This window comes from Thermoplasmataceae archaeon, from assembly GCA_038729425.1.
GTDB lineage: Archaea > Thermoplasmatota > Thermoplasmata > Thermoplasmatales > Thermoplasmataceae > B-DKE.
In genome coordinates, this window is the sequence record JAVYSB010000001.1 from 37,059 (window position 1) to 60,422 (window position 23,364).

Genomic DNA, 23,364 nt, shown 5'->3' on the forward strand with positions numbered 1-23,364 from the left:
AAATTATTCCCATATTCAACAGATGTCGCTGAACTTAGTCTCACAATGTGTTGCAATGAATAAATCTGGCACAGCAGAATTTGAGAAAGGTGGTGCCTTAAACTCTTGAAATATTTATTACAGGTATCGTTATGCTTATTGATATGTCCGGCAATGATGCACGTCCAAGACTTTTCGGAACAAATGGCATAAGGGGAACGCCAAACAAGGACCTCAACGTGGAGTTCTGCGAAAAAATTGGAAAATCAATAGGAACGTATGTCAATTCCGCCGAGATAGTCATAGGAAAGGATACCAGAATAAGCGGAGACATGATTCTATCTGCCGTTTCAGCGGGAGTCATGTCAACTGGTACAGATATCCTTGATCTGGGTATAGTTCCAACACCCGCACTGCAGTATTTCTGTAAGAAGAAAGGAATGTACGGGATCGTGATCACTGCCTCGCACAATCCTCCGCATTTCAATGGCATTAAGTGCATTCACAGAGACGGAACAGAGATGCCCAGTGAAGGTGAGGAAGGTATCGAGCAGCTATATTATGATAACGACTTCACCAGTGCCGACTGGAAATCTATCGGACGGTACAGAAGATATTCTGGTGCCGTCGAGGAGTATATCAAGGGAGTTATGTCGATGGTAGACGTTGAACTCATAAGGAGTAAGGCATTCAGAGTCGCTGTGGACACCGGAAATGGGGCTTCTTATGAAAGCACACCGGATCTTCTGAAGCATCTTGGGTGTTCTGTTGTTTCCCTTAACGCCAATCCTGATGGGACGTTCAGCGCCAGGCACTCCGAGCCGAAACCTGAGAATCTTGGATCGATCATGACCATAATGAAGGGAGGTGGATTCGCCGTTGGTTTCGCTCATGATGGAGATGCCGACAGGGCGGTAGTACTGGACGAATCCGGAGAATTCATTGATGGAGACAGAACCCTTGCACTGATCACCAAGAACTCGATCAAGAATGGGGACATTGCAGTCACCCCGATCAGCAGTTCTGATGCTATCGGTGACGTTTGCCGTGAAGCAGGAGCGAGGCTTATTAGAACGAGGGTTGGAGCACCTATTGTTTCTAGAACAATGATAGAGAATGGAGCAAAGATTGGCGGGGAGGAAAACGGTGGAATAATCTATGGTCCTCACCAGTACTGCAGGGACGGCGCAATGGCAGTCGCGCTCTTTCTGGAACTGATGGCCAAGACCAACAAAACACCTTCAGATCTATTGAAGCAGATACCTGAGTATCACCTCATCAAGAGAAGCGTCGATCTCAAGAGACCATGGACAGATGTCAGGAATGCCCTAATTGCAAAGCTGAGTGAAGAGGTCACCGATCTTATGGATGGGATAAAGGTCATAAGAAAAGATGGCTGGGTCCTTATTCGCCCATCTGGAACTGAACCCATAGTGAGGGTATACTCTCAGTCAAAGAACCCGAATGCTGCCTCGGACCTTGAGAACGAATTCGTTGATATCGTTAAATCGGTCAACTCAGGTAAGTGATTTGTAGGCATCCCTGAACCGCATCACTGCCGTTATGTTTCCACCTATGGCAAACCAAATGAGTAGTATGGTAGAAACGTCAACTCGCACTCCATAGTAATTATGTGACCATAAGATGAGAATCTGAAGCATAATTGCGACCAGTATGAAGACAAGCCTGTCGGCTCGCCCAAGTATGCCAGAATAATTCCTCTTAAGCCCGAGAGCCTGGGATTGTGTACCCATGTAACTCGTGAGCATAACACCTATAATGGCTGCTAGGCCAATCGGAACGCTTCCAAATCTAGAGAACGTTATTCCCGTTATGATGAATACATCCGCATACCTGTCAAAGACGTGATCCAGGAGGTCCCCTCTTTTGGAGGATAAGTTTCTGAGCCTCGCCACCCTTCCGTCAAGCGCATCGAAAAGAGAGGACAGTAGGAGAGCTATGAATGCAGCTATGAGGAAATAGGTAGACGAAAGATAGTAGAAAATTCCAGTAAGAGCAGCTAAAACTAGGGCAAGATACGAGATGAGATCAGGGCTTGTTTTGCTGAATCTCTCTGCTATTGGAAGCAAATAAGGGTCTACTCGCGAACGCATGGAATCGAGAACCATAGTGGTTCAGCAGGAATTAGGATTTATTATTTATCCTGAGGTTCCTTATGGTCTGTGTTACCAAATTCGCAGCCTGTTCTGGAGAAATATCTGAGGTATCAACCCTGAAGATTTTTCCGGAGGGGAGCAGATCAAGTGATTCATAGTAGATCGTATCTGCCAGAAGGGAATCGATATTTGTCTCAATTTTTTCATTAAGATATCCCCGCGCTGAAAGCCTCTCCCTGATTATATCCTCACGGGCAGTAAGTATTATAACGGCTTCACAGCCTAGCAAGTGAGCGTAATGTCCTTCTAAAACGTCAACTTGAGGCATTCTTGACCTCATCTTATCGATGTCGACTGCACCGTTGCTTATGCAATCCAGATCTTCTGCAACCCTGTTCGCGGACCTGCAATCCATACCCTTGGAGACGAGTAAAGAACAGATGGTCGTTTTTCCAGAGCCTGGAACCCCTGATATGCAAATCATTGTGCAGGTTCCTCTTTCATATTTTCAAGTTCAAATGGCTTCGAAAGATGCCTGCGCGCCATTACGGGAACATCATAGAATCCTGCTGACAGTTTTCTCTTGGTCTCCCTGTATTCAGCGTATCTTTTCTTCTTCCCACACATGGGGCATCGGAAATCACTTTCACCTTTGCTCTTCATCTGTGCACCGCATTCATTGCAGTAAGGCAATACTCTGGAGAATTGCCTTGATACCTCTAGTACCTGCATCTTTTCCACATGAATAGCTCCATCCACATATGAACCAAAGACACGAACACGATCTCCAGATCGCAGCTGAGAAAAAATCCGTCGGAAGGACTTAGTTGGTTCAAAGGCGCAAATCCTCGCTTCAAGATTACGATTCATAATGTTGGCGAAGTAGTGTCCCCCATCGATCACCCATGGATTTCCTGAAACTTCCCCCTCCAGACTATAAGACCCAAGTTCCCTCAGCACCAGCGGATCAAAGAGTATATGATCGTCAGTTCCCTGATTCGTTACATATAGGATTTTTCCCTCACTCTGTAGACCAAACTTACGGTCCATTATTTCCGTTTCTTCTAGCAGACCCTCATAACCTGTCGATCTTATGCCATACATCACAGGTGTTCTCTCTCTTGGGAATATTGCAGCATAACCATTCTCCCTGTCTATATTGTTGAAAGTGCCTGGCAGAGAGTCCGCATATTCCGCTGCTTCAACTTTAGTTCTGTTATCCAGCACATTATGTGGAGCCCTGTATGATATGCATTCATAGGTCAGGGAATGCATAGGCCATGATATTGCAGCTGCCGACCCGATAATACCTCTTCCATTCTTCCTCTTTACCCATGTTGCGCCATGTTCCCTGAGGAATTCCTCCACCTCACCCATGGTGACTTCCCGGATAAGAGCCTCAGAATAGAGCCACGGTGGAAACTGCCTCCCCGAAATTACCACACCTGGATTTGTTTCCGGATCATCATATCTGGCCAGGATATCCATAAGACCAAGTATTTCTTCGAGGATTTCTCCCGGATCTGAAACATCAACTGCATCCTCGTACGAAACAATATCCTTTCCATGATAAGTTCCAATTTTACTGGGGTTTCCTCTCCCTCCGGTTCCAATGCGCACCATCAGCGCCCCGTTTCCCCTGGTCTTGTACCTTATGTTTGGGTTCAGCCTAACAAGCCTCGGGAACCCCACTATGGAATACCTTGTTTCAGACAGGAATCTTGCCATTAGATAAGTGGTGCACATGCCGTCCTTTGAGTCAGTATCGTCAAAAGCCAGATACAACTATTCTCCAAACCTCCGCTTTCGCATCTGATATGACCTTATGGCCCTTAAAAAATCGACTTTCCTTAATTCAGGCCAGTAAACATCACTGAAGTAGAGCTCGGAATAGGCGCTCTGCCACAGCAGGAAATTTGATACCCTCTCTTCACCGCTCGTCCTCAGGATCAGGTCTGGATCTGGCGTATTTCCGTCGTAAAGATATTGCCTGAACTTCTCTTCCGTGATATCTGAAGATTTTATACGTCCATTCATGCCGTCATCGAGCAATCTTCTTACTGCGTTGAGGATCTCTTCTCTTCCACCGTATCCTATGGCGAGGTTCAGCCTAAAATCCTTGTTTTTAGAAGTCTCCTGTTCTACTTTCTTGATTGTCTCTATGAGATATTCTGGAAGATAGACCTTTTCCCCAATGACCTTGACTCCAATGCGGTACTTCTGAACCCTCTCGTCTTTCATAAGGTCAAGAAGGCCCTGGTTTATCAGCTTGAAGAGAAATTTGACTTCCTTTTCGTCCCTGCGAAAATTCTCTGTGGAGAAAGCATACACGGTGACGATCTTTATGCCAGCCTCCCGACACCAGTCGAGAACGTTTTCCAGCTTGTTCTTTCCCGCCACATGGCCCTCGTCGATGCTTATTCCAAAAGATCTCGCATATCTTCTGTTACCGTCAGTTATTATCCCGAGATGATTGGGAACCTTATCGCGGGAAATCTCCTGCAGAAGAGTTCTCTCATATATTTGACCTACGAAGTCTCCGAACTTAGAGGTTACGCCCATCTTTCTGCCAAGATATTGCAATACAGCGAATCAAATTTTCCTTCTTTTATTGTCGCCATCATTTCTGATCTATATGGTCAAATCCGGTATATGGAACAAGCACATCAGGAATTCGGAATGCTTTTCCGTTGTCGTACTGGAAGTTCTCCATAATTGCTACAAGTATCCTCTTAGTAGCGACTGCTGTCCCGTTGAGCGTATGCACAAATTTGTTCCCGTCTCTGGTGCGATACTTTATCCCCAGCGATCTTGACTGGTAGTCAGTGTCGTTGGATATTGAAACGATCTCCCTAAATTTCCCCTGTGCAGGAAACCATGCTTCCATGTCGTACTTCTTCTGGGCGAGATACCCCAGCTCTCCGGAACACACATTCACGACCCGGTACGGCAATCTAAGGCTCTGGTATATATCTTCGCTGTTCGCGAGAATTTCAGCGAAATAATCCCAAGAATCCTCGGGCTTGCAGAAGATGAACTGCTCCACCTTATTGAACTGGTGCACCCTGAATATTCCCTTGCTGTCTTTCCCATGTGCGCCCGCCTCTCTTCTGAAGCACTGGGAAGCGCCTGCAACCCTCTGTGGAAGCTCGTTTTCCTCGAGAGTTTCATTTTTCAGCATTGCCGCAATGGCGTGCTCAGACGTTGCTATCAGGTAGAGATCTTCCCCCTCTATCTTGTAAAGAGATTCTTTGAAGGTTTCCACATCGGTAGCCCCAGCCATGGAATCAAAATTAATCATCAGCGGAGGCTCAACAACCGTGAACCCTCTGTCTGCCAGGAAATCTGTTGCATAATTTATCAGTGCCTGCTCCAGCTTGAACAGCCTGTTCTTGATAAAGAAGAATCTGGCCCCTGAAATCTTCCCGGCACGTTCCAGATCCACAATGTCCAGATCCTTGATAATGTCAACGTGACTTACCGGTCGGCTGTCTGTGGTTTCATAATCACTGGAATTCCCGGAATCACGCAGGAACGTTGGAAGATCTTCCTTATACACCGTGGCATGCCCAACATACTTCACGATCCTGTTGTTCTCATCCCCCTGGCATACGGGAACGTCATCATTTAGAAGATTCGGGATCAACCGGAGGATAGTATCTCTCTCCTCGGATATCCTGCTCTGGTCAGCCTCAAGCACTGCAATCCTTGCGTTGAGATCTTTAACGGCTTCTCTTTCAGCCGAGACATCCCCACTTGATTTTACTGCCTTAGAGATTGATTCCGTAATCTGGTTCTTGCTGTGTTTTATGTCGTTGATCTCCCTGAGTTTATCTCGCCACGATGAATCGAGTGTAAAGAACTTGTCCAGAATAGCGGTGTCGAAAAAGCGCTTTTTGCAGGAATCGTAAAACAGTTGAGGGTTCTCTCTCAGGAGTTTAACATCTATCATCTGAATGCCGATCGGTGCCTCTGTTATAAATTTTCACAGATCAACCGGCGTTCCTTCTGGAGATCATGTCCGCGCAATTCATGGCCGAAACTAGAAAACGTATTTATACCGTATCTTGCTAGTTATCTTATGCCCATATGTCCTGTATGCGACGCTGAATTCCCCATGAATAATTACGAAGATATGGCATATCACTTCCACCAGTATGCTGAAAAGAGTGACTCCCTTCACGTTTCTTGGCTGAACAGGAATATAACCAAGAATAAGGCTCCCCACCTGGATCTTGCACAGAAGCTTGCCGGATACTATCATCTGAGTGATGGTGACCTGAAAAACTGGATAATTAGGGATTTTATCAGAAGATTCCGTGGTGACATGCCCCACCCATTCATTCTCTCCATGCAGGCATACAACCCAGATGTCATGAAAGGATATGTTGTGGAGCATCACCATTTTCTAAAGCAGTGGATAAAATCATGCTCCTACGTCATTGCCAAGACCGACTTTGAGGACGTTCAGTCTTACGAGCTGGATAACATAATGACAGAGCTTCATGGTTATGGAAGCGAAGAACCGTCACATCACGAGCTGCTCATAAGGATGGGTGAGGCACTTGGCATGAGTAGGGAGTATATACTCTCTGAAAAACCGCTGAAAGCCACAGCCAGTGCCACCAGAACATGGGATCAGCTCGCAAGAAATGAGAGTTGGATCCGGGTAATGGCGGCGATGCATTCTCTAGAGCTAATAGCAAACAGGGACCTGGGCAGGTATGGGGCAAAATACCAGTATTTCAATCCCGATTTTCTCCTCATGAATAATATCCCCACCTCGGTGAAGAATTTTCTCAGGGAAGGGTATGAGGCGGACGTTTCTCATTCCTATATTGCGCTGGACCTTGTAGAAAAATACAGGAAGCCAGAAGACACAGAGGGCATACAGTACGCCTACCTGAAGTCCGTTGACGCTTTCAGCAGCTATCTAGAGGCAAGACTTGAGAGGGGTGAGAGCTTTGGAAACAAACAATAAGGAAGGTTGCGCGCTCTGTGATGCCACATGGGGGGAGTATTACCGGGAGATTGACGGGGAGAAGATGTTATTCTGCTGTAACATCTGCGCGGACATTTTCGGAAACATGGTGGCAGAGATAAAAAGGAGAACGGGGTGGAACAGCATTGATTACGTTGAACTTGTTGGGAATTATTCATCGGGTAGAAACTGTAAGGCCAGAAATGGTGGTTCTGAATACAAATACTATTTCAGAACGTACTCAGACGGAAGACTGATGAAATTTGAGGACAGATGATTTATTCGAGTGGTGGAACGAATGCTGTGAAACAACTTAATCTGTTTTGGACCAGCCAAGCGCGCCGTCATCATCCCTTCTGTCTGCCGTGAATGGCGTTACACTTCTCTCGTGTATTTCCACCTTGGGTCTTTTCCATGAAGGGGCCCCGGCGTTGTTATTGATGTAACCATAGTTGAAATTCTCCTCAGATATCTTCATTGAAGAAACGAATCCACCAACATAGCTGAATATGGTCAAAGTTGCGATCGCACTGGGCAGGATTACTGCTACGGTTTTCACAAAGCCATAATAGGTGTTGAGGTCGGTCGCGACATTGGACACAATGAAGAGAGATGAGGATGAAGCAGTCACAACACCATTCCTGAGATATGCTGAAACGTCCCCAAGGGGACCGCTAGTGAACGGGGCAAGCGAAAGCATAGCAAATGTGATCAGGGCGTCCGCGATAAGGGCCGTCATGAGTGACTTACCCACTGAACCGGATTTTCTTCCAGCCAGATAACCCGCAATGCCTGGGCCCGCGACAGGAATCCACCAGAGAAGCATTGAAAACAAGAGCGCATAGGCGATACCCTTCGGCTGTGAATAACTCAAGGATGTCTTTTTTTGCCTCTTTTTTTCTAGACGAAAGATGCTCTTCAGTCTCATTTTCTCAGTAATATCTTCCCAAACGGAACGCTTCCATCCTGTCATACCGTGTCAGACATGACACGACGAAGGAGTATATGAATCTATCTTTCCCTAACGCTGGGATGTTCCCGATCATGCACCGTACTTTTCAGCTCTGTCGGAAAGTTGCATAAGATATGGCATCACATCAACACTTCTGAGCCTCAGCGCAGAACTCTGAGCACTTATCTCATCAAACTGTATGACGTTGTCCGCAACGGTTCCGTCGGTGTAGAAGAGTATTGGAACTGGATCTCCGGAATGATCCTTAACAGAACACGGAGTGCTGTGGTCTCCGGTGACACATACAACTGTGTCCTGTGAGAGATGTTTCAGCTGACCGAGCGCAAGGTCAATCTTCTCTATCACGTCCCTTTTGAGTCCAGGGTCGCCATCATGTCCGGCTATGTCAGTTGCCTTTACGTTCACCAGAACATAATCATATTTCCTCAGCGCGTCAACGGCGCCCCTTATCTTTCCCTCATAATCGGTATCTACTCTTCCGGTTACACCGGGAACTTTAATTGGATCGATGCCTGCGAGTTTACATATCCCCGAAATCATTGGGATACCCACGACACAGGAACCCTTCATTCCAAACTTGTCCTGGAATAATTCCAGTTTTGGAGCGATCCCAGCACCCCGGAGAAGGAGTTCATTGCCTGGTGGGAGACCCTGCCTTATCCTATCATGATTTACTTCATGTTCATCCAATATTTTCCGGGATTCAACTATAAATTTGTTTATAACAGATGCTGTAAATTCCCCGTCATCTTTTGTTGCGCTCACGCTGGTAACCTTTCTTCCAGCTTCGTGCGGGTCTGAATCTGTCACGTTTGGGGAAAGACCTTCTCCATGCATTACAAGGGCAGCCCTATGCTCCACTCCTTCCTTTACGTGAAATTCAACGCCGTTTATCTCCATATTAAGCGCCTTCGCCAGTTCAGCTGTACCGCTTGTGATCCTCCCCGCCCTCCTATCGAGTATGCGCATGGAATCGTCTCTTGATGCAAAATTAGCACGGAATGCAATATCTCCTGCAAGAACGTCCATTCCAAGCCCCATGGCCTCGAATGGGCCCCTTCCCGTATATACGGATACAGGATCATATCCCAGGAGTGAGAGGTGAGAAGTGTCAGATCCAGCGCGGATCCCAGGAGAAATGGGATGTTGCAGGCCGTTTATTCCCTTGGTAGCCATGTAATTGAGATTAGGCCTGAAAGCAGCCTGCAGGGCTGTCATGTTTCCAAGTTCCCAGTTCGGTCTGTCTCCTAACCCATCAAGGATCACGAGCAATATCTTTTTCATGAAAATGTGATAGTAAATTCATTTATAATCACTGCGCAGGCTGAGGCTAAATATAGATCATTTGACTATTTTTTTACCAGCCCTGTTCCATGAACGCATTCCCCCCTCAAGATGACTGACATTATTGATGCCGTTCCTGATAAGGGTGGCAGCAGCTGCCCTGCTTCTATGACCTGTGGCGCAGACAAGAACATAGTGCCTGTCCTTTTCTAGATCGCCCACAATGCTCTTGATTGTGCTCAATGGCTGGAGCTTGGTCCCTTCTATGTGCCCCCTCGAGTATTCCGCGTGGGTCCTGGTATCAAGGGCTATAACGTCATCCCGCTTCAGCTTCTGTTCAAACTCGTCCGGGGAGAGGTCCTGAAGCAGTTCCGGTTTCCTGAAAAAATCAAGAATACTCATTGCTGGCTAATATCATCGGCTATAAATCCATTGCTAAAAGCTTAGTGAATATGAAAAATAGGTGGGAAAAGTGCTTCAGTATTAGAAACCCGTTCGATTATGTACCTTCTTCCCAAGAGTTTGCGTACCTTACCTGATCAGGAGTGAGGGAGTCAATCCTTACGCCAAGAGCCTGCAACTTGGCCTGGGCAACATATGAATCGATACTCTCAGGTACAGGATACACCTTGTTTTCGAGATCCCTGTAGTGCTTGGACAGGTACTCTGCAACAAGCGCCTGGAGCGAAAAGCTCATGTCCATGATCTCTACTGGGTGACCCTGCCCGGATGACAGGTTGACAAGTCTTCCATCGGCGATCAGGTTCACTGTGTTTCCATTCTCAAGCTTGTATTTCTTGACGCTTTCCCTGACCGGTACCATCCCCATACTCCTTGATTCTAAGTCCTTCACCGTGATCTCGTTGTTGAAGTGACCTGCGTTAGCGAGTATGACGTCCTTCTTTGCATTGAGCATGTGCTCATAGGTAACCACGTCTTTCATCCCAGTAGCAGTGATTACCATGTCCGCGCTCTTTATGGCATCCTCCATACGCTCAATGACAAAACCTTCCATCATGGCTTCGTTAGCCTTCACAGGATCTATCTCGGTCACCGTGACCTTTGCACCCATGCCCTTCATCCTGAGCGCAATTCCCTTCCCGCAGTATCCATAGCCGGCTACCACCACTTTCTTTCCAGCTATGATGACATTTGTTGCATTCATGATCCCGTCAAGTGTACTCTGGCCAGTTCCATATCTGTTGTCAAAAAGGTGCTTCATCTGTGCATCATTTACGTCGAACATTGGGAACTTAAGGGCTCCAGCCTTCTCCATTGCCTTAAGCCTTACAACCCCAGTGGTAGTTTCTTCGTTACCGCCAATAACATTGTCCAGCAGTTCTCTTCTTTCGCCATGAACAAGCTTCACAAGATCGCCACCATCGTCCACTATTATATCCGGACCGATATCCAGTGCCCTGTTCAGATATTCATAGTATTCCTTCTCATCTTCTCCTTTCCTGGCGAACACGTTCATGGAATAGTCTTTCTTCAGGGAATCCACAACACTGTCATCAGAACTTAGGGGATTGCACGAAGCCATGTTGATCTCGGCGCCACCCTCTTTCAGTAAGAGGGCAAAAATGCCTGTTTTTGCCTCAACATGCAAGGCCATAGATATCTTGAGTCCCTTGAATGGTTTATCCTTTATAAATCTCGGACGTATCTGAGACGTCACATCCATATGCTCTCTTGCCCACTGGAGCCTTAAAAATCCCTTACTTTCCATTGAGTTCACCTACAAATTTTTTGCAATCCATTCTGTACAGCACTCCATTCCCAATAATTGTTTTCTCCAGCACCGTATCCTTAATGTCTCTCAGGCTTCGGAAGAGTGGCAGTCCATCGCTGATGATCACGTTTCCCTGATATACAAAGAACTCGTCGCACAACCCTGCATTAAGGATTTCCTCGATGACTGTCTGGCCACCTTCTATGAGCAGTTTCTTTACCCCAAGTGACCATATTTCAGAAAGTATATTCTCCGGGGTAAGCCATTGATCCGGCTTGACTATTGTCCTTGCGTTGTCGGGTTTCCTTTCACTGACCGAGGTGAAAATGATCGTTTCCACTGATCCGTCAAAAACATTGGATCCCCATGGTACTCTCATTCTACGGTCGAGAATGATCCGCTTAGGGCCCCTCTGCCTGTCGGATTTCAGCGTGAGAAACGGATTATCGTTAATTATTGTGTTGGCACCAACCAAGATCGCGTCCACGGACTGCCTTATGCGATCCACCCGAATTATGTCAGCCTTGCAGGAAATGGACACTGGCCTACCTCCTCTCCCAGCGATCATGCCATTGAGGCTTTGTGCCACGTTTATCGTTACATGAGGTCTTCCTGCCATCAGACCAATTATGGCTTTTTGTATAATAATGGTTCCCTGTTTATTGAAATCTTTACAGACATGGAATTATATTTTAAACGTGTAGCAATGTCAACTGTCAAGATGAAAGTAAGTGATCTGGGATACCCACAAGAATTTCTTGAGGTTGCCGGCGGCGATCTCGATCTCTATGAACATCAGGTCAAGGCCATTGAGAGCATAAGGGCCGGCAGGAACGTGCTTGTCTCGGTACCCACTGCCTCCGGAAAAACCCTAATTGCGTACGCCGCAATCATGGAGAAGCAGAAGAAGGGGCTGAAATCACTGTACATTGTTCCATTGAAGTCCCTGGCATCAGAGAAATTTGATGATCTGAAGAAGCTTCGTAAACTCGGCTTTCGTGTCACAATTGCTGTAGGTGAAATGGATTCTTCGCCTGCGTTCATAAAGAACTACGACATAGTCGTTTGTACATCTGAGAAAGCAGATTCCATGATAAGACACGACCCTTCCATGCTTTACGACATAAGCCTCATAATTGCCGATGAGGTACATCTCATCGGTGACCCTGAGAGGGGGCCAAAACTGGAGATGGTCCTTTCCTCCTGCCTTTACCTTAATCCGGATATCTCCATCATATCGCTATCCGCCACCATTTCCAACGGGGAGGAGATCGCAAAATGGCTGAGAAGCGACCTGGTTAAAAGCGATTTCAGGCCAGTTCCGCTGAGATATGGCGTCATAAACGGTAACGAAATAGAATATTCCGATGGCAAGATGGAAAAGGTCCGCGGGAAGGACTACCTTGAGGACATCATAAGCGAAGATGTGGAAAATGGCGGGCAGGTACTTGTTTTCGTCAATTCCAGAAGCAGGGCGGAGAACCTTGCGAAACAGCTATCCCAGGTGACTGGAAAGTACGTTTTCCTAGAGGATAGCCTGATGGATCTTGGCGATGACACAGACAGGTACCAGGAAACTTTGAAGGGTTTACTAAGGAAAGGGGTATCATTTCACCATGCAGGTCTTTCCACCAAGGAGAGAGAAAGCGTTGAGAAACTGTTCAAGGAACGGTACATAAAGGCACTTGTCGCGACCCCAACACTGGCTGCCGGCGTCAATCTCCCCGCAAGGACCGTTATCGTCAGGGATATGAGCAGGTTCAGTGGAGGATATAGCCAGTACATCAAGCGCATCGAGATTCTCCAGATGCTTGGAAGGGCCGGAAGGCCGAGATACGACACCGAGGGCAGGGCACTTCTGTATGCATCCACCAGCAATGCAGTAGACAAGGCCCATGAATACCTCTCTGGCGACCCTGAACCTATAATGTCAATTTTTGGGGAGAAACACGCTCTTCAGATGAACGTCCTCGCCCTAATAGCCACAGGCATTGCAAAGAACCTTGGAGAGGTGGAGAAATTCTTCGGAGAAACGTTCTACGGACAGCAGAACCGGATTTCAGATGTCTATCCAGATCTAGAGAGAACTGTTGGCTTCCTAATTTCCGAGGATTTCATACGTGAGAGGCTGGGAACCTACGAAGCCACGACATTCGGAAAAACTGTTAGCGATCTTTATATTGAGCCAGCAACTGCAATTATACTGAGGGAATACTTTGAGAAGCCACATTCGATAGATCTTGCGCTTTTCTACATATGCCGCACGCCAGACATGGTCAATTTCTCTGCCAGATCGGCGGATGAACCCATGATATCGGAGTTCCTGGAAAGCATTGATTTCCTCGAGGCCGATGAGGAGACCTTCTCAGCCGCCAAGACAGCCATGGTTATGCGCCAGTGGATAGATGAAGTGCCTGTATTGGAAATTACTGAAAGATTCAACATAGGGCCTGGGGATGTGCAGAGCAAAATCGCCTCTGCCGACTGGATATCATACTCCCTCTCCAGGCTTGCTGAACTGTTCAAGCCCGAGATACGGGGAGACCTTGAAAGATTAAACATAAGGATCAAGGAAGGAATCAGGGAGGATGTAATTTCCCTCATCACCATACCAAACATCGGGCGCGTCAGGGCCAGGAGACTTCACAGGTCTGGGTATAGCAGTATTGAGATGGTTTCAAATGCGGATCCCGCCGACATTTCTAAGATCTTTGGGTTTTCATCGAAACTGGCAAATGATACAGTAAACCATGCAAGAAGAATTGCGGGAAGGAAACAATGACCATTCATGTCTGCGTGAAGAGTGAAAGTGCACAGAGATACATCAACGACCTGAAAAAAGCCAATATTATAAGCAGGAAATACAGGATACACAATGCAGGTGGGAAAGTTTACATTCCAGTGAATGAGGGTTTAGAACTGCCAGATTCCATAAAGAAATTATGCGTGGACGTAGAAGGTATACCTCATGAAGTTCCCATGAAACCTGTGCCAGTTGTTGGATCATATGACGTGATCGGGCATATAGCGATCTTCAAGGGGAATGATCGGAATAAGTATCTGGACAGGGCAAGAGAGGTCCTGGAGACAAGAAGAATGATAACTACCGTTTACCTCGACCACGGCGTCAAGGGAGACAGCAGAACGCGCACGCTTGAACTTATGGCCGGGAAAGATCTCCCGGAGGCTTTTTACCGTGAGAATGGTATAACGTTGAGGGTGAATGTAAAGGAGGCGTATTTTTCACCGAGACTCGCAACTGAGAGGCTACTTATCTCAAAGACTGTCAGGGAGAACGAAAAGGTGTGCGACATGTTTGCCGGGATCGGCCCTTTCTCTATTTCTATTGCGAAAAGGGTTAAGGCGGAAATAGTTGCCGTCGACTCAAACTGCAGGGCGATCGAGCTGCTGCAGGAAAACATCTTGCTAAACAGGATCATCGGATCAATAAAGCCCATTTGCGCTGATTCAGGGAATGAAGTGCACAAACACGGTCTATTCGACAGAATAATAATGAATCTTCCTCACAGTGCTTTCAATTTCATCGACGAGGCAGTATCTTCCCTGAAGACCGGGGGAGTTGTCAATTATTATGAGATCAGCACGCTGGAGGGGATTATGGACAGAATGCAACTGTTTCGGGAGAAAGGGATGAAGCTCAACTGGAAAAGGGAGGTACATGGTTATTCAAAAAGTGAAAACCTCTATTCTATGGAATTTCTCAAAGTACTATAGAAAACTTATGCCCTTCCTGCAGTGACCTGATATGTCTTCCATCTGTCAAGCAATGGCAGTTTGTCTTCGTGAATCGTGTCCATAAGGTTAAGGTATTCGAGCATTCCCAGAACTGATCTGTCCGCATCCCTTACAGCAGAAATGAGATCCTTGTTCTCATTGGTGGAGTCACCTCCAGAGAAGAGACCGGGAACTGATGTCATTCCGTTGGCATCAATCATGATATGCCCCTGTGGGCTCAGTCTCAGATTTCTCAGGTACTCTGGATCCATGAAAGAGTAATCTGAATCCTGGCCAGTAGCTTCAATGACAAGATCTGCCTTCCTGGTATGGACCTTATCCTTGATCGGGACGGGTTTTGCCCTCCCAGTCTGCTCTATTATCATCTCGTTCTGCCAGTATTTTACCGCGACAACCTTTCCTTTTTCCTTAACATACTCAAACGGGGTAACTTCCCATTCGTAGTTAACAAATTCTTCCACAGATTCTTCAAGTTCCTCTTCCGCATTCATAGATGGGTATCCGGGCCTATCCTGTTCTCTCCTTCTGTACATTATGGTAACGTTTTTTGCGCCCAGGCGCATAGATGTCCTTGAGGAATCATTGGCTGTGAAGCCGCCGCCAATGACGACCACATTCTCCCCAACGTCAATGTGCTCCCCTAAACTCACCCGCTGGAGGAAATCCATTGCGTGCAAAACGTTGGGTGCATCTGATCCGGGAGTTCCGGTCATGTGCGGTTTATGTGTTCCAATTCCTAGGAACACCGCGTCATAGTTGCTCATGATTTCTGAGAACTTTATGTTCTTACCCACAGCAGTATTAAGGTGCACTTCAACACCCTGTGAAAGTATGAAGTTGATTTCTTTGTCGAGGACAAATTGCGGCAGCCTATATCTCGGTATGCCTGTTTTCATGAATCCCCCAAGTACCGGAAGGGCTTCATATATAGTTACCCTAACACCTTGAAGAGAGAGGTAAAATGCGGCTGTAAGCCCTGCAGGGCCACCGCCAATGACGGCTACCCGCTTTCCAACAAATTTCCTTCTAGGAATGTCGAGAATCTTGCCATAATCTTCGAACTTATCCGCTGCATACCTTTTCAGGTGCCTAATTGAAATTGGTCCTCCATCATCCTTGAGAACGCAGATATCCTCGCAAAGGTGAGTACATACCCGTCCAATGATGGCCGGGAATGGAAGGTTTTCGAAAACGATCCTCACTGTCTGGGCAGGATCGCCCACAGCAGTGCTTCGGATATAACCTCCAATATCAAGGCTTGCTGGACATGCCTGTGTGCAGATGTTACAGCCAATGCATCTGTTGGCTTCAGCAAATGCTTCATTATCCGTGTATTCCTTAACGGGCTCAAGATCGAATGATCTGACACGCTTTTCTGGATCTTCATGACTCTGTTTAACACGTTCGAAATTGAGCACTTACCTGACCCATACGAAATTATCTCTACAATTATAAATGTTATCCCGAATAGCTTTTCCTCAGGTTAGGTGAAATCAGCCGGAAAAGATATTTTTAGGGAGACCTAATTTTGTGATCTCTGGAATTGCCAGCCCATTAGACATCCGGTTTTATACGGTTAGGGAGAGGATATGCCTCAATATCACAGTTGCGTTCTAGGTACAGATGATTTTTCGCTTCTCCTGATTAACCAGTTTCTTAACGCATCCAATATTTGGCTTGGAGTGAGGGACCTATTTGCCAAACCCAGCTCAAACAGCCAATGTGTGTTTCGTCAAGGAGGAGACTGTGTATTCTTATGATGACAGGCTTCCCGGATGATGAAACTGTCTGTGGTGTCGGATAAAGAAAAAAATAGTATTAGGCAGCAAAGTGCTGCTTTAAGATAATACAAAATGCGGTACAACAAGCATGGCAAAAAACAACACAAATAATACAGCTGAAGATAAGATTATGTAAAGTGCGTTTCTTTCCCTCACAAACGATATAAGTGAAAAGAACACGACTGTTATGGGGGTAAATATAAGTACCCAAAGACCGAAAGAAACGAAATATGCACCATTGAGATGATAAATCCCAGCAAATATGTTGTTAAGCGGGATCAGTTTGGAATATAAGGTAGTATTCGTAGGAGGAGGGGTTGAATAGTATGATATTTGCTGGATTGTGTACCCGTCGGCGCCACCTCTAACAAACATCAGAACGACGCCTGCAATTAGGGATGAAATACTCAGGAGAACCCCTGCTCTCAGTGTGGCACTTATCAGCTTATATATATCGATCTCCTTCATTTCTGCTTCACCTCTTCAATCAACATAGCCTTATTTACCCGCCTCCGGTTGTGTATAAACAGAATTGTAATGAATACAACTGCAAAGACAATAGCAATTGAAAACTCGGCAATAGGCGCCAAAGAAATTATATAATCTATGCTAAATCCCTTGAGAATCATTTCCACACCAAGGAAAGAAAGGAGTGCCAGGAAGATCCACCTGATGTTTTTATTGGTTATCTTTACAAGTACCTTTGCGCCAAAGTACGCCCCAATGACAACACCGATTGCCGTACCGGCTGCAATGAATATCTGAATATATCCAGAATACCAGTAAATAGAGCTCCCCGTAGCCGCGGTAATTCCAATCATGAAATTGCTGGTTGTCGTGGTCACTTTCATTGGAAGGTTCATGGCCCAATCCATCCCAAGAACCTTTAGGGCGCCACTTCCTATTCCCAGAAGCCCAGAAACTATGCCTGCAAATAACATTATGATTTCCCCTAGCCACCATCGAACTCCGTCGTAACTGACTTTTTTCTTTAGCCTTGAGTCGTAATATGTGCCCGAAAGATCGAACAATCTGGTAGTCCAGTCCGGTTTTATATTAGGGGGGAGCTCTGATTGTCCTCGTTTTACGGTCGGGATCAGCGAAACCAGCAAGACGATTCCGAAAATAATGTATATTACCCATTCGAAATTGTGACCTGTCAGGTATACTGACAAAAGTGATCCTATTACTGCGCCTGTCGTCGTTGCGACTTCGAGGCCAACGCCTATTTTGATATTGGCAATTTTCTCTTTAGTGTACGAACTCGCAGAACCGGCCGAGGTTGCAATGGTAGAGATAAGGCTGGCACCAGTGGCAAAAATAATAGGTACTCCATAGAAAATAGTAAGCAATGGAACAAGAACTGTACCGCCACCAAGACCGGTTAATGATCCTATGAAACCTGCAAGAATGCCTCCAATGACGATAGACAAGAATTTGCCGATTATAGCCAATGTCGCAAACATGACCGACACCTATTGAAAGATATTATAAATTGAATTCGCTTAACGTTTAAGCCGATCCAAGTTACGAATTTTATATGAAAGGTTTGTAAGTCGTATGTATTATCCAGTTGAAGTGGACCTCTATTTCCTGCGTTATTTCTGGATAATTTGACCGCTGGTATTGTGTAAATGTATCTTGGTAAACTATGTTGCTGACAATTTCACAAATCGCTTTATAATATGATTTATATCCTATCTTGAATTATTTCAAGTCCTTTTAATTGGTTTCATATTAGTGACTTAAATTAATGGGGTTTCATGCTATTGGTGTAGAGTTAATATCTTTGCAGTATTGAAACGGAGATCCTTATCCGCATAGTTATTTATGCTAAGGTAACATTTGTGGATAGGGATATTAATGCAACCTGAAGAACCTAACCCGGATATCCCGCAGGAAGTGAAGGAGAACCGCGGGCTTTTAAAGAAGATACAGTTAATTATACCTGGATTCAGGGAATACAGAATTGGCGACGATTTAAGGGCTGCGGACGCATTGCTGCGGAAGCAGATCTCCAGTTCCCTCAATAGATCAATTGCTGCTCTTCAGTCAGCTAGAAGCAGATTAGCATCAGATGGGGATTTCAACAACCTGACCTCCATTGCCTCTGCCCTTTCGAAACTTCAGCAGCTTGATGGTGAAATACTCCATTCCGCACAGGGGTATACAGGAATTTCCCCGACGATAAGAATAGATGCCTCAAGACTCAATTCACTGTACAAGTACGATCTCGGATTTCTAGACTACTCAGAAAAATTCGAGACTCTTTCTGGATCTCTACCCCTTAATGACTCGAATGCCCTCAAGCAGAGAATGGATGACATTTCCGGTCTCGCGGTGGAAGTGAAAAATAACTGGGAAAAGAGAATTGAAACTATTGAGAATATACTGATAAGCAGAGGTGGTGACAAGCAATGATCGGAAAGAAGTCTAAGAATATTCCTGATAAGGGAGGAAGCGTTTTTGGTTCCACAACAATAGCTTGGGAAACTGAGTACAAGCAAGGAAGCATCATGTGGAAGGTCCCGCGCCTGATCAGGCTTAACGACAACATAGTGGTACGCGAGGATGAAACTGCTGTTTTCTTCAGAGACGGAAAGGTACTGACATATTTCGATCAGCCAAACAGGTATGCCCTGACAGATTTCAATGCTCCTGTCGTTGGCGGACTCCTTAAATTTTTTGCCGGGGTACAGCAACAGGCTGAAGTTTACTATATTCAGAGAAGGATACTTGACGGAAAGTTCGGCAGTACTCAGCCTTACCAGTTCACAGATGCCACATTCGGAGTGGTAAATCTTAAGGTATTCGGTGAGTACAGGTGGAAGATATCCAGCCCAGAGGTATTCATAAACCAGTTCGTAGGGACTTTCAACCTTGAAACCAGTGAAGAGGTTGAAACCAGGTTAAAGGAGCAGATGGTAATACTAATTTACAGTGCAATTGGAAAGATGAAGGAGAAGGGGTTGAAGGTCACTGACATACCTGCAAACCTTCTAAATATTGAACAGGTGGTACTTGCAACTGCTCCGGATCAGTTCCAGCAATACGGATTAGAAATAAATAAGCTCTCTGGCCTGACCGTCAACCTGCCTGATGATGTGCAGAAGGCCATAGATAAAAGATCTGAGATGTCTGTGCTCGGCGTGAATTATCTGCAGCTGCAGGCTGGTGAGGCGATGGTTGACGCCGCAAAGAACCCTTCCGGTATGGCAGGTGCTGGCGCAGGCATTGGCATAGGGCTCGGTGCTGGGGCTGGAATGGGGTACGCGATGAGCGGCCAGATGATGGGTGGTATGACCTCTGGAATGCAGCAACCCCAGATGAAGGCATGTCCAAAGTGTGGATCAATGATACCGGCAAATTCTACCTTCTGCCCGAATTGCGGTGCGTCTTTAGCGATACAGCAGAAGACAGGAATGATAAAGTGCCCGAAATGTGGAACTGAATCTCCCGAGGGAACAAAATTCTGCCCGAATTGCGGATCCAGCTTGGAACCCCAGAAGATAAAGTGCCAGAATTGTGGGACCGAATCCCCTGTGGGAACAAAATTCTGCCCGAATTGCGGAAAACAACTGTGAGGTGTAAAGAATGTATTGTGAAAAATGTGGTGCTCAGATAGCTGATGATGCCTTGTTCTGCCCTAAATGTGGTGCGAAGACCAGTTTGGCTGTTTCAGGAAATGCTGGACAGAAAAGCCAGGACAGCAGACCTGTGATCGCTGCCCCGGAGATCCAGGCGATGAAATGCCCGAGCTGTGGTGCTCCAATTAAGCCTCAACTTGGTGAAATGATTATAACGTGCGAGTATTGCGGAGCAAGCGTCACGCTTAACTCTGACGGTTGGAGAAATGTCCAGAAACATTCCATGCTGCCGTTGAAGATAAATGATAAGGATAGTCTTACAAAACTCCTCCATGACTACATGGATCGGGGCATCTTAAGGAGGCACCTCGAGGAAGAATCTCAGAGCGAGGGCATGAATCTTGCTTATATTCCATACTGGGTAGTACCGGTTTCTGCCAGGACACAATATACGGCTGTCAGTGCAGCAGCGGAAGCTGGAACTCTCGCAGGTACAGCGCTTTTAATGGGACTCATGGGAGGTGCCATGGGGGGCCGTGGAAGAGGTGGATTCGGGATGGGACTCGTTGGTGGAACCATGGTTGGAGGTATGATGATGGGGGGTGGCGGTGCTAATACCATTCGCGCCTATACGCTTGACAACAACTATGACTACCCTGTTGTGGCTGTGAAAGGACTCCTGAATTACCAACCTAAGGACTACTCTTTTGATCTTCAGACCCGAATCATTTTTGATGTCTCAAAAATCCCAAAGGGAATAAAGACACTGAACGGAGATGTTGGGCAGGAATCGGCTCAATATGAGGCAAAGACCTATGTGGACCAGCTTCAGAGCAGCAAAGCTCACGAGAAGCACCATATGATACAGAAAATTGTCACCCAAGATGATGTCGCTGAACCTGAGCTTCTGCATGTGCCCATATGGTTTGCGAAATTCACGCATAAGGGAAAGCAGATTTCACTTGTAATTGACGCAAGTAACGGGAAGGTCATCAACAGCATCGGACTTCAGTGATTTGCTTAAATTCCAAGAATCCGCCCGAAATAATATTTCCCTACTTTTTTTTGACTGGACGCCTGGTTCTCTCTTTTTCCGAAATAAAATAGATAATAAAAAGCGAAGGTAAAATTGCAGATATTGATACTGAACGTAAAGTACTATTTTGTAGATTCCAAATGTAAAAAAACTGACTGGTCTGGGAATATAATGTTCCAAGAGGAATGGTTAGGACACGGATAGAGAGAATCGTTGCCGTATTCCCGTCTTTATATTGTTCAGACAGTTCAGGAGAGCTTTTATATTTTCTAAGAATGCCTATTCATTATGAACAGAGAGATCAATCTTTCTGAGTTGAAGTTCGGGGACGAACTTATTAAGAGAGGCTTCGCCAAGATGACGAAGGGCGGGGTTATAATGGACGTAACAAATGCCGCACAAGCTAAGATCGCTGAGGACGCAGGCGCCGTGGCTGTTATGGCACTGGAAAGAGTTCCTGCTGACATAAGAGCTGCAGGCGGAGTTGCGAGGATGGCGGACCCTACGAAGATCAAGGAGATAATGAATTCAGTTTCAATACCTGTGATGGCAAAGGTACGAATAGGACATCTTTCTGAGGGCAGGGTTCTCGAGGCACTTGGAGTAGATATGTTGGATGAGAGTGAAGTCCTGACACCTGCCGACCCATTTTTCCATCTCTATAAGGTGGACTATAAGGTCCCCGTTGTATGTGGTGCAAGGACACTATCAGAGGCTGTCAGGAGAATTTTCGAAGGAGCAGCAATGATCCGGACTAAGGGGGAAGCAGGAACAGGTAACATCATCGAGGCAGTAAGACACATAAGAGTGGTTAATGAGAGTATTAAGGTGCTGAAATCAATGGGCCAGAAGGACCTGGAAATTGTCGCTGACAATATGACCGATTCCTATAGAATTCTGAGAAGGCTGGTATCACAGGATATTTTCAGAGATGAAAAGTCCCTATCGATGCATAACCTCTTCGCAGGAATGGGAGACGATAAGATCAGAGCTGAAATATTGAAAATCCTGAAGGAAATCAGAACCAGAGGAAGGCTCCCCGTGGTGAATTTCGCTGCAGGTGGCGTCGCAACTCCGTCGGATGGAGCCCTTATGATGCAGCTTGGTTCAGATGGGGTATTCGTGGGCAGCGGAATTTTCAAATCAAAGGAACCTGAGAAGATGGCCAGGGCCGTGGTTGAGGCTGTTGAAAACTATGAAGACTTTAAGCTCATAGGAAACGTCTCAGAGGGTCTCAGCGGAATGGCGGGCCTCGATATAGACTCCATACCTAAAGAGATGAAGCTCCAGGAACGTGGATGGTAGGTACAGATTTCATTATTATACTTCTTCATAATTCTAATACTGCTAGTTGTACTTTTCGTATTTTCTAGAATATTCAATGTCTATGATCTTAAGGGTAGCATAGCAGCTTTTGTTGTAGGATTTCTTGTAGCCGTACTGGGGTCTATCGAGTGGCTTATTCTGATGATAGTGTTTGCGGTCGTATCCCATTTTGCTACTATATCCTTCCTTGACCTGAAGAAGGAAATCTCGGCCCAAGAAGGGAAAGAAGGTGAGAGACGGACATCTAACGTTGTCTATGCCGCACTTATTGGGCTAGGAATTGCGGTTGTTCACTTTGTAGACCCGATAAACGTACCTTACTTTATCCTGTTTACGGTGTCATTTGCGGTAATTGCGTCTGATACCTTTGCATCAGAAATAGGAATTATAGACAAAAAGGTATACATGATCACTACCTTCAAACCAACAGCAAGAGGTATAAATGGCGGAGTATCAGTGCTGGGGCAGATTGCAGCCCTGGCCGGATCATTCATCATATCAGTCAGCTACAGCCTTATCGCACATGGAACAATTTTTCTCGAGCCAGTACTTGCAATTGGCATAGTAGGGTTTCTTGGCTGCCAGGTGGACAGCCTCCTTGGTGCCCTGTTCGAAAACCGTGGAAAACTCACGAAAGGTGAGGTTAATATGTTTGCCTCGCTTTCAGCAGTAATAGTTACAGGGATCCTATTGATAATATTTCCATCTATCTAAAATATCATTCTTTGGTTAAGCCGTTCCCTTTCTTCCAGAAGAGATTCCCTCAAGGAGATCATTCTTCTCTTCCTGATGAGGGGATAGTCAAAAAGGAT

Annotated in this window: 23 protein-coding genes; 10 read left to right on the forward strand and 13 right to left on the reverse strand. The window is 46.0% G+C overall.

The features are described from left to right. The first annotated feature begins 143 nt into the window (after window positions 1–143). Window positions 144–1,508, forward strand: coding sequence for a phosphoglucosamine mutase (glmM, locus tag QW597_00165; GenBank protein ID MEM0155010.1), 1,365 nt, complete (start codon window positions 144–146; stop codon window positions 1,506–1,508). Here the strand turns inward: glmM and QW597_00170 are convergent. The 5 genes from QW597_00170 to serS are packed head-to-tail and all read right to left on the reverse strand — an operon-like array spanning window position 1,497 to window position 6,048. Continuing rightward, window positions 1,497–2,108: a CDP-alcohol phosphatidyltransferase family protein gene (locus QW597_00170; protein MEM0155011.1), complete on the reverse strand. Its 612-nt coding sequence runs from the start codon at window positions 2,106–2,108 to the stop codon at window positions 1,497–1,499. The two genes, glmM and QW597_00170, sit on opposite strands and share 12 nt — an antisense overlap. 16 nt (window positions 2,109–2,124) lie before the next feature. Continuing rightward, window positions 2,125–2,580 carry an AAA family ATPase gene (locus tag QW597_00175; protein MEM0155012.1) on the reverse strand — a complete coding sequence of 152 codons (456 nt, stop codon included), beginning with the start codon at window positions 2,578–2,580 and terminating at the stop codon, window positions 2,125–2,127. Next, complete coding sequence (locus QW597_00180; protein ID MEM0155013.1) at window positions 2,577–3,881, reverse strand: tRNA(Ile)(2)-agmatinylcytidine synthase; 1,305 nt, start codon at window positions 3,879–3,881, stop codon at window positions 2,577–2,579. Before QW597_00180 ends, QW597_00175 begins: the two co-directional genes overlap by 4 nt. Next, the gene (uppS, locus tag QW597_00185) at window positions 3,882–4,658 is read right to left on the reverse strand and encodes a polyprenyl diphosphate synthase (GenBank protein ID MEM0155014.1); all 777 of its coding nucleotides are present in this window, start codon (window positions 4,656–4,658) and stop codon (window positions 3,882–3,884) included. Between the two features lie 58 nt (window positions 4,659–4,716). Beyond that, complete coding sequence (gene serS / locus QW597_00190; protein ID MEM0155015.1) at window positions 4,717–6,048, reverse strand: serine--tRNA ligase; 1,332 nt, start codon at window positions 6,046–6,048, stop codon at window positions 4,717–4,719. Window positions 6,049–6,177: 129 nt separating this feature from the next. Between serS and QW597_00195 the strand changes: the two genes are divergently transcribed. After that, on the forward strand, window positions 6,178–7,077 hold the full coding sequence (locus tag QW597_00195; GenBank protein ID MEM0155016.1) for a C2H2 type zinc finger domain-containing protein: 900 nt from the start codon (window positions 6,178–6,180) through the stop codon (window positions 7,075–7,077). Next, entirely contained in the window at window positions 7,061–7,354 is a 294-nt protein-coding gene (locus tag QW597_00200) for a TA0938 family protein (protein ID MEM0155017.1), read from the forward strand. The genes QW597_00195 and QW597_00200 overlap by 17 nt, the downstream gene beginning before the upstream one ends. Before the next feature lie 36 nt (window positions 7,355–7,390). Here the strand turns inward: QW597_00200 and QW597_00205 are convergent, their stop codons facing one another. The 5 genes from QW597_00205 to QW597_00225 all read right to left on the reverse strand — a co-directional run bounded on the left by QW597_00205 (window position 7,391) and on the right by QW597_00225 (window position 11,685). After that, window positions 7,391–8,050 (reverse strand): hypothetical protein, encoded by a 660-nt coding sequence (locus QW597_00205; GenBank protein ID MEM0155018.1) that lies wholly within the window; start codon window positions 8,048–8,050, stop codon window positions 7,391–7,393. Between the two features lie 69 nt (window positions 8,051–8,119). Next, the gene (locus QW597_00210; GenBank protein MEM0155019.1) at window positions 8,120–9,334 is read right to left on the reverse strand and encodes a 2,3-bisphosphoglycerate-independent phosphoglycerate mutase; all 1,215 of its coding nucleotides are present in this window, start codon (window positions 9,332–9,334) and stop codon (window positions 8,120–8,122) included. Window positions 9,335–9,391: 57 nt separating this feature from the next. Beyond that, window positions 9,392–9,736 (reverse strand): rhodanese-like domain-containing protein, encoded by a 345-nt coding sequence (locus QW597_00215; protein ID MEM0155020.1) that lies wholly within the window; start codon window positions 9,734–9,736, stop codon window positions 9,392–9,394. 97 nt (window positions 9,737–9,833) lie between these two features. Then, the gene (locus QW597_00220) at window positions 9,834–11,063 is read right to left on the reverse strand and encodes an adenosylhomocysteinase (GenBank protein MEM0155021.1); all 1,230 of its coding nucleotides are present in this window, start codon (window positions 11,061–11,063) and stop codon (window positions 9,834–9,836) included. Then, a complete protein-coding gene (locus QW597_00225; GenBank protein MEM0155022.1) occupies window positions 11,053–11,685 on the reverse strand; it encodes a RibD family protein in 633 nt (210 codons plus the stop codon). The genes QW597_00220 and QW597_00225 overlap by 11 nt, the downstream gene beginning before the upstream one ends. Before the next feature lie 87 nt (window positions 11,686–11,772). On the opposite strand from QW597_00225, the gene QW597_00230 reads away from it, so the two are divergent. Together QW597_00230 and QW597_00235 are read left to right on the forward strand one after the other, a co-directional pair. Beyond that, window positions 11,773–13,848 (forward strand): DEAD/DEAH box helicase, encoded by a 2,076-nt coding sequence (locus tag QW597_00230; GenBank protein MEM0155023.1) that lies wholly within the window; start codon window positions 11,773–11,775, stop codon window positions 13,846–13,848. Further along, window positions 13,845–14,801: a class I SAM-dependent methyltransferase family protein gene (locus QW597_00235; GenBank protein MEM0155024.1), complete on the forward strand. Its 957-nt coding sequence runs from the start codon at window positions 13,845–13,847 to the stop codon at window positions 14,799–14,801. The genes QW597_00230 and QW597_00235 overlap by 4 nt, the downstream gene beginning before the upstream one ends. A gap of 5 nt (window positions 14,802–14,806) precedes the next feature. Here QW597_00235 and QW597_00240 read toward each other — a convergent pair whose 3' ends face one another. From QW597_00240 to QW597_00250, 3 genes are all read right to left on the reverse strand, one after another. Further along, window positions 14,807–16,240, reverse strand: coding sequence for an FAD-dependent oxidoreductase (locus QW597_00240; GenBank protein ID MEM0155025.1), 1,434 nt, complete (start codon window positions 16,238–16,240; stop codon window positions 14,807–14,809). A 420-nt stretch (window positions 16,241–16,660) separates the two neighbouring features. Further along, window positions 16,661–17,071, reverse strand: a complete 411-nt coding sequence (locus QW597_00245; GenBank protein ID MEM0155026.1) for a DUF1634 domain-containing protein — start codon at window positions 17,069–17,071, stop codon at window positions 16,661–16,663. Next, window positions 17,068–18,069: a sulfite exporter TauE/SafE family protein gene (locus tag QW597_00250; protein MEM0155027.1), complete on the reverse strand. Its 1,002-nt coding sequence runs from the start codon at window positions 18,067–18,069 to the stop codon at window positions 17,068–17,070. Before QW597_00250 ends, QW597_00245 begins: the two co-directional genes overlap by 4 nt. A 397-nt stretch (window positions 18,070–18,466) precedes the next feature. Between QW597_00250 and QW597_00255 the strand changes: the two genes are divergently transcribed. The 5 genes from QW597_00255 to QW597_00275 all read left to right on the forward strand — a co-directional run bounded on the left by QW597_00255 (window position 18,467) and on the right by QW597_00275 (window position 23,266). Next, on the forward strand, window positions 18,467–19,024 hold the full coding sequence (locus QW597_00255) for a hypothetical protein (GenBank protein ID MEM0155028.1): 558 nt from the start codon (window positions 18,467–18,469) through the stop codon (window positions 19,022–19,024). Then, entirely contained in the window at window positions 19,021–20,187 is a 1,167-nt protein-coding gene (locus QW597_00260; protein ID MEM0155029.1) for an SPFH domain-containing protein, read from the forward strand. Before QW597_00255 ends, QW597_00260 begins: the two co-directional genes overlap by 4 nt. Before the next feature lie 10 nt (window positions 20,188–20,197). Next, on the forward strand, window positions 20,198–21,205 hold the full coding sequence (locus tag QW597_00265) for a zinc ribbon domain-containing protein (GenBank protein MEM0155030.1): 1,008 nt from the start codon (window positions 20,198–20,200) through the stop codon (window positions 21,203–21,205). A gap of 309 nt (window positions 21,206–21,514) precedes the next feature. Then, window positions 21,515–22,531, forward strand: coding sequence for a pyridoxal 5'-phosphate synthase lyase subunit PdxS (gene pdxS, locus QW597_00270; protein ID MEM0155031.1), 1,017 nt, complete (start codon window positions 21,515–21,517; stop codon window positions 22,529–22,531). 39 nt (window positions 22,532–22,570) lie between these two features. Next, window positions 22,571–23,266 carry a DUF92 domain-containing protein gene (locus QW597_00275; GenBank protein ID MEM0155032.1) on the forward strand — a complete coding sequence of 232 codons (696 nt, stop codon included), beginning with the start codon at window positions 22,571–22,573 and terminating at the stop codon, window positions 23,264–23,266. Window positions 23,267–23,364: the final 98 nt, after the last annotated feature.

What these genes read in the sequence shown, in the direction of transcription:
- glmM (MEM0155010.1), top strand. Translation starts at nt 144, where the DNA reads ATGTCCGGCAATGATGCACGTCCAAGACTTTTCGGAACAAATGGCATA.
- QW597_00170 (MEM0155011.1), bottom strand. Translation starts at nt 2,108, where the DNA reads ATGGTTCTCGATTCCATGCGTTCGCGAGTAGACCCTTATTTGCTTCCA.
- QW597_00175 (MEM0155012.1), bottom strand. Translation starts at nt 2,580, where the DNA reads ATGATTTGCATATCAGGGGTTCCAGGCTCTGGAAAAACGACCATCTGT.
- uppS (MEM0155014.1), bottom strand. Translation starts at nt 4,658, where the DNA reads ATGGGCGTAACCTCTAAGTTCGGAGACTTCGTAGGTCAAATATATGAG.
- serS (MEM0155015.1), bottom strand. Translation starts at nt 6,048, where the DNA reads ATGATAGATGTTAAACTCCTGAGAGAGAACCCTCAACTGTTTTACGAT.
- QW597_00195 (MEM0155016.1), top strand. Translation starts at nt 6,178, where the DNA reads ATGCCCATATGTCCTGTATGCGACGCTGAATTCCCCATGAATAATTAC.
- QW597_00205 (MEM0155018.1), bottom strand. Translation starts at nt 8,050, where the DNA reads ATGACAGGATGGAAGCGTTCCGTTTGGGAAGATATTACTGAGAAAATG.
- QW597_00210 (MEM0155019.1), bottom strand. Translation starts at nt 9,334, where the DNA reads ATGAAAAAGATATTGCTCGTGATCCTTGATGGGTTAGGAGACAGACCG.
- QW597_00215 (MEM0155020.1), bottom strand. Translation starts at nt 9,736, where the DNA reads ATGAGTATTCTTGATTTTTTCAGGAAACCGGAACTGCTTCAGGACCTC.
- QW597_00220 (MEM0155021.1), bottom strand. Translation starts at nt 11,063, where the DNA reads ATGGAAAGTAAGGGATTTTTAAGGCTCCAGTGGGCAAGAGAGCATATG.
- QW597_00225 (MEM0155022.1), bottom strand. Translation starts at nt 11,685, where the DNA reads ATGGCAGGAAGACCTCATGTAACGATAAACGTGGCACAAAGCCTCAAT.
- QW597_00230 (MEM0155023.1), top strand. Translation starts at nt 11,773, where the DNA reads ATGTCAACTGTCAAGATGAAAGTAAGTGATCTGGGATACCCACAAGAA.
- QW597_00235 (MEM0155024.1), top strand. Translation starts at nt 13,845, where the DNA reads ATGACCATTCATGTCTGCGTGAAGAGTGAAAGTGCACAGAGATACATC.
- QW597_00245 (MEM0155026.1), bottom strand. Translation starts at nt 17,071, where the DNA reads ATGAAGGAGATCGATATATATAAGCTGATAAGTGCCACACTGAGAGCA.
- QW597_00250 (MEM0155027.1), bottom strand. Translation starts at nt 18,069, where the DNA reads ATGTTTGCGACATTGGCTATAATCGGCAAATTCTTGTCTATCGTCATT.
- QW597_00255 (MEM0155028.1), top strand. Translation starts at nt 18,467, where the DNA reads ATGCAACCTGAAGAACCTAACCCGGATATCCCGCAGGAAGTGAAGGAG.
- QW597_00260 (MEM0155029.1), top strand. Translation starts at nt 19,021, where the DNA reads ATGATCGGAAAGAAGTCTAAGAATATTCCTGATAAGGGAGGAAGCGTT.
- QW597_00265 (MEM0155030.1), top strand. Translation starts at nt 20,198, where the DNA reads ATGTATTGTGAAAAATGTGGTGCTCAGATAGCTGATGATGCCTTGTTC.
- pdxS (MEM0155031.1), top strand. Translation starts at nt 21,515, where the DNA reads ATGAACAGAGAGATCAATCTTTCTGAGTTGAAGTTCGGGGACGAACTT.